The 4,818-nt window shown below is 67.6% G+C and carries 3 protein-coding genes and 1 pseudogene; all 4 read right to left on the bottom strand.

Annotated features, from left to right (window positions below):
- Positions 1 to 1,374: pseudogene (locus STRIP9103_RS52275) on the bottom strand (Tat pathway signal sequence domain protein); the annotation flags it as partial.
- On the bottom strand, positions 1,371 to 2,942 hold the full coding sequence (locus tag STRIP9103_RS52270; protein ID WP_234022389.1) for a hypothetical protein: 1,572 nt from the start codon (positions 2,940 to 2,942) through the stop codon (positions 1,371 to 1,373). The pseudogene STRIP9103_RS52275 and the gene STRIP9103_RS52270, both read right to left, overlap by 4 nt.
- A gap of 13 nt (positions 2,943 to 2,955) precedes the next feature.
- Entirely contained in the window at positions 2,956 to 3,825 is an 870-nt protein-coding gene (locus STRIP9103_RS35795) for a carbohydrate ABC transporter permease (RefSeq protein ID WP_009330613.1), read from the bottom strand.
- On the bottom strand, positions 3,822 to 4,775 hold the full coding sequence (locus STRIP9103_RS35790) for a carbohydrate ABC transporter permease (RefSeq protein ID WP_009330612.1): 954 nt from the start codon (positions 4,773 to 4,775) through the stop codon (positions 3,822 to 3,824). Before STRIP9103_RS35790 ends, STRIP9103_RS35795 begins: the two co-directional genes overlap by 4 nt.
- Positions 4,776 to 4,818 lie beyond the last annotated feature (43 nt).

Genomic DNA, 4,818 nt, shown 5'->3' with positions numbered 1-4,818 from the left:
CACGAGGGTGCTCAGCGGGCCGAGTTCGACCCGCTTGCCGGCGCCGATCACCCTGCCGGTTGCCAGGTCGCGGCCGGGGCCGAAGGCGTGGCGGGTGGGCAGGGTGAACGTCTTGTCGGTGGTGGTGTTCATGGCGATCAGATAGTCGCCGTACTCGCAGACGTAGAGGGGCGCGCGGCCGACGAGCATGGTCTCGACGCCGTCGAAGTGGACGCCCATCGCGGGGTCGGGGACGTCGTCCGGAACGGGTGCGAGGTGGTAGACGTCGCCCTGCTGCGACTGGTGGAGGGTCTCCCCCGGCGGCGGGAAGCCACCGGGCGGGAGGTGACCGGCGCCGGGATCGTTGATGGCGTAGTCCCACAGGATCCAGTCGCGCACCGTGAACGTCTCGTCGGTGGTACCGGCACTGCGCTGACGGACCGTGGCGGAGCGCTGGTCGACGGGCGTGAGGTGGTGGATGCGGGCGTAGTCGTTGACGCCCTGCCGGGAGCGCCAGTAGAGCGACGCGAACAGCAGTTCCTGGCCGTTCTTGACCGCCAGGCAGCCGTTCTCCTCGTCGGTGAAGACGAAGTCGGGCCGGTCCCAGGCGGTGGGGATGCGGGCGGGGCGGTTCGGCAGGGCCTGGAAGGCGTCCCAGTCGCGGGAGACCAGACGCAGTCCGGCGAGGCCGACGCGGGTCCAGGTGTGGTTCACCAGCAGATCGAGCTGCTTGTAGAACTGGCCGTCGGCCACCATCTCCTGGGTCCAGCCGACGATGTCGGGGTCCTTGAAGACCGCGGCGGACATCACCGGGTGGGAGTCCCAGGCGGTACGGGAGGCGTACGCGATCTCGCCGGGGTAGACCTCGTTGCGCCAGCCGATGACGGTCTCGATCCGGGACACCCGGGCGCCCGTCTCGTCGACGTCGACCACCCGGAAGTTGCCGCGCGCCTTGATGATCCTCACCATCTGCTCGCGGAGTTCGGGCGCCTCCCGGGCGTCGTATCCGCGGGTGACCGACTCGTACATCATCACGAGCCAGTCGACGACCTCCCCGTAGCTGCCCACATAGCCCAGCTCACGGGTCAGACCGGCCTTGGAGACCTGGTGGTAGCCCTCGCCCAGCGGCTTCGTCGGGTTGCCGTCCGCGTCCTCCTTGCCGAGGTAGGGCTTCATGCCGAGCGACTGGTACATGTAGTCGCGGGCCTTCTCCTCCGGCAGCGCGAGGTCCGCGTCGAGGAGGCGCAGACCGCGGTTGGCCTGGTAGATGCCGATGGCGCAGATCTGCGACTGGTTGGTGTAGTGCGGGAAGTGCTGACGCCAGTAGTCACGGCTCGACTTGAGCATGTCGATGTACGCCGCCCGGCGGACCGGGGCCACCGGTGCGTGAGTCACCGGGGCGACGAGGGTGACGCGTCGAACCAGGCGGTGCCGGGCCGGACAGTCTGAGATGCATCTCCATCTGGGTGGCCCGGGCGGGGGTCTCCAGCTCGATGGACACGTACTCCCAGTCGTGGGTTCCCTTGGCCGCGTACTTCTTGTGTCGCTGCGACGAGCTTGCCGTCCGCGTCGAAGAAGAGCGGGTCGATGTGGGCGCCGAGGCCGGTGACACCCTCGGTCCTGATCCAGGCACCGTAGGTGTAGGTGCCCTTGCCGATACGGGTCTTGGGGTTGGAGTACGTGTACATGTTGCCGCCGGAGGCGGGCACCTGGAGCCTCAGCGAGGCGGAGCCGGTACGCGAGACCGTGGTGTCCCGCGCCCAGGTGGCGCCGGCGGTCTGGCCCCAGCCGGGCGCCGACCAGCCCATGGGGGTCTCGGTGCCCTCCTCGAAGCCCGGGTTGGCGATCTCGTACGGGGAGCCGGTGACCTTCTCGTCCAGGCGGTCGCCGAGGTGTTCCCACAGCAGGGCGAGGACCAGACCGACCCGGCCGAAGCCCTGCCACTGCTGGTCGGAGCCGGTGAGCACCTTGGCGTCGGTCTTCCAGGCCAGATAGCGGCTGTCGATGGCCCGCAGCACCCGGTCCAGGGCGGCGGGGTTCTTGTACGCGGGACTGCCGGACCACAGGTAGCCCTCGGCGAGGGACTGGAACGCCCAGGCGTCCATACCGGCCGGGTTGGCGGTGGTGAGGTAGTGCTTCTGGTCCTTCTCGACCCGCTTGCGCACGGCCTCCAGGACCTCGGGGCCCTCCACCGTACGGACCTTGGGCTCCGGCGCCGGGCCCTGGACCTCGCCCTTCGGCGGGACGAAGTAGGGCTCGGTGTGGGTGTAGACGCGGTAGATGCCGCGCGAGGGCGTCGTCATCTTGTAGTAGAGCTGGTCGGGGTTCTGGCCGTAGGACCAGATCCGCCCCATCGCTCTGATCTCCAGCGTCACCTTCTCCTTGCCCGCCGTCATCCGCTCGGGCAGCGGCAGGGTGTGGAAGAAGAAACGGCCCGGGGTGCGGGGCGAGGTGTCGAGGATGTCCAGGCTGTCGACGGCGCCCTCGTCCTGGTAGCCGACCTGGAGACCGTCGCAGAACAGCTGGAGCCGCCACATGTTCTTGCCGGAGGCCGCCTGCTGCGACGTCTTGTCGTAGTCGTCGCCCCACAGCCGGACGGTGACGTAGGTGGTGCCGGTCGGGCTGACGGCGACGTCGAACGTGAGGGTGCCGCCCCAGTACGTGGCCGGCTCGGTCGGGTTGAGGACACGGGCGCTCTGGCCGAGGCCGCCGCTGATCGTGTCGGAGAGCGTGGCGGTCAGATCGTGCGCGGCCTCGGAGTCGGCGTCACCGAGGACCACGATGTCGAGCGGCTTGCACTCGGCCTGCTTGAAGTCCGCTGACTGGTCGGACTCGGCGGCCGGCGAGGCGGCGGCCGGTGCGGCGGCCGTCCAACCGAGACCGGCCACGACGGCACCGGTCGTACCGGCGTACTTGAGCACTTCACGGCGTCTGGGCGCACGGGCCCCGGGAGCGTCGGACACGGCGGGTGATCCTTTACTTCAGGCTGCCCATGAGGATTCCGCTGCGCCAGTACTTCTGGAGCGCGAACATGAAGATCGCGAGCGGAATGATCGACAGCAGGGAACCGGTGAGGACAAGGGTGTTCATGTCACGGGCGGTCTGCGCCTGCTGGAGCCAGGAGTAAAGGCCCAGGGTCACAGGGAAGGTGCGCTCGCCGTTGAGCATGAAAAGGGGGAGGAAGAAGTTGTTCCAGATGTTGATGAAGTCGAGCATGAAGATGGTGATGCCGCCGGTCCTCATCAGCCGCAGCGCGATCGAGAAGAAGACCCGCACCTCACTGGCCCCGTCGATACGGGCGGCCTCCATCAGCTCGGTCGGCACCGAACTGTCCGCGTAGACCTTGCCGAGGTACACCCCGAACGGGTTGATGAAGTACGGGATCAGCACCGACCAGATGGTGTTGGTGATCCCCATCTCGGCGAACACCAGATACAGCGGAAAGGCCAGCAGGGTGCTCGGCAGCAGCGAGGCTCCGACGATGACGGCGAAGACCGCGCCCCGCCCACGGAAGTCGAACTTCGCCAGCCCGTACCCGGCGGCCAGCGACACGATCGTCGAACCGGCCGCGCCGAGCCCCGAGTAGAGGACGGAGTTGCCGATCCAGCGGAAGAAGACTCCGTCGTGGTAGTCCGAGATGGCCTCCAGGTTGTCCACCACATGGTTGTTGGAGAACCACAGCCCGAACGTGGAGTAGAGATCCGTCTGATCCTTGGTCGCGGAGACGATCAGGAACCAGGTCGGAGCGAGGGAGTACACCAGAAAGACGACCAACAGACCGGTGGTCAGCACCATCGCGCGACGGGTGGGGCGCACACCGCCCCCGGAAGCAAGGCCGCTGCTCATGACATCTTCCTGTTCGTGACCTTGTAGAAGACGAAAGCGAGGATGCCGGTGACGACGGCCAGGACCAGGGACTCGGCGGCGGCGTACTGGTAGTCCCCCGCCTTGAAGGCCTTGTCGTAGATCTCCATCATCGGCGTGAAGTCGGTGTTGATGGACTCCGGCGCGATCTGCCGCAGGATCAACGGCTCACCGAACAGCTGCAGCCGTCCGATCAGCGAGAACATGCCGGTCAGCACCAGGATCCCGGTGATGTTGGGCACCTTGATCGACCAGGCGATCCGCCACTCCCGGGCCCCGTCCAGCCGCGCCGCCTCGTACATCTCGCGCGGCAGCGCCTGCAACGAGGCGGAGATCAGGATCATGTTGAAGCCGATCCCCTGCCAGGTGAGCAGATTGCCCAGCGACAGATAGGTGTTGAGCCCCCCGAAGAACTCGACCTCCGTACCCGCCCGCTCGGCCAGGTCCAGCAGCGGGCTGCCCGTCGGGCTGTAGAGGAACAGCCACATCAGCGTGGAGACCACCGCCGGGATGACGTACGGGATCAGCAGCGCCGCCCGGAAGAAACGGACGGCTCTGGCGGCGACACCGTCGAGCAGCAGGGCGAGGAACAGGGAGATGCCCAGCATCACGGTGATCTGTACGCCGCCGAAGATCAGGGTCCGCAGCATGCTCGCCCAGAACGCGTCGTCGCCGAGTACGGAGGCGAAGTTGGCGAAGCCCGTGAAGACGACCTTGGTCGGGCCGAAGCCGAGGCCGGTGCTCTTCTTCTCGTGCAGGCTCTGGCTGAACGCGTAGCCGATCGGCAGGACGTAGGTGAACAGGAAGCCGACCAGGAAGGGCAGCGTGAACAGCAGCCCCTTGTAGGCGCCCCGTCTCCCGGCCCGGCGGGGGGAGGACCGCCGGACCGGGGAGCCGGTCTTCGCGACGGGGGGTCGCGTCAGGGTGGACACGGTGTCTCCAAGTGGTGTGTGTTCCCGGGAAGGTGCTGCGCCG

It is taken from the genome of Streptomyces ipomoeae 91-03 (genome assembly GCF_000317595.1).
In the GTDB taxonomy this organism is placed as follows: Bacteria; Actinomycetota; Actinomycetes; order Streptomycetales; family Streptomycetaceae; genus Streptomyces; species Streptomyces ipomoeae.
The sequence above is the reverse complement of the archived record's forward strand: the minus strand, read 5'-3'. Positions and strand labels throughout refer to the sequence as shown.

What these genes read in the sequence shown, in the direction of transcription:
- STRIP9103_RS35795 (WP_009330613.1), bottom strand. Translation starts at nt 3,825, where the DNA reads ATGAGCAGCGGCCTTGCTTCCGGGGGCGGTGTGCGCCCCACCCGTCGC.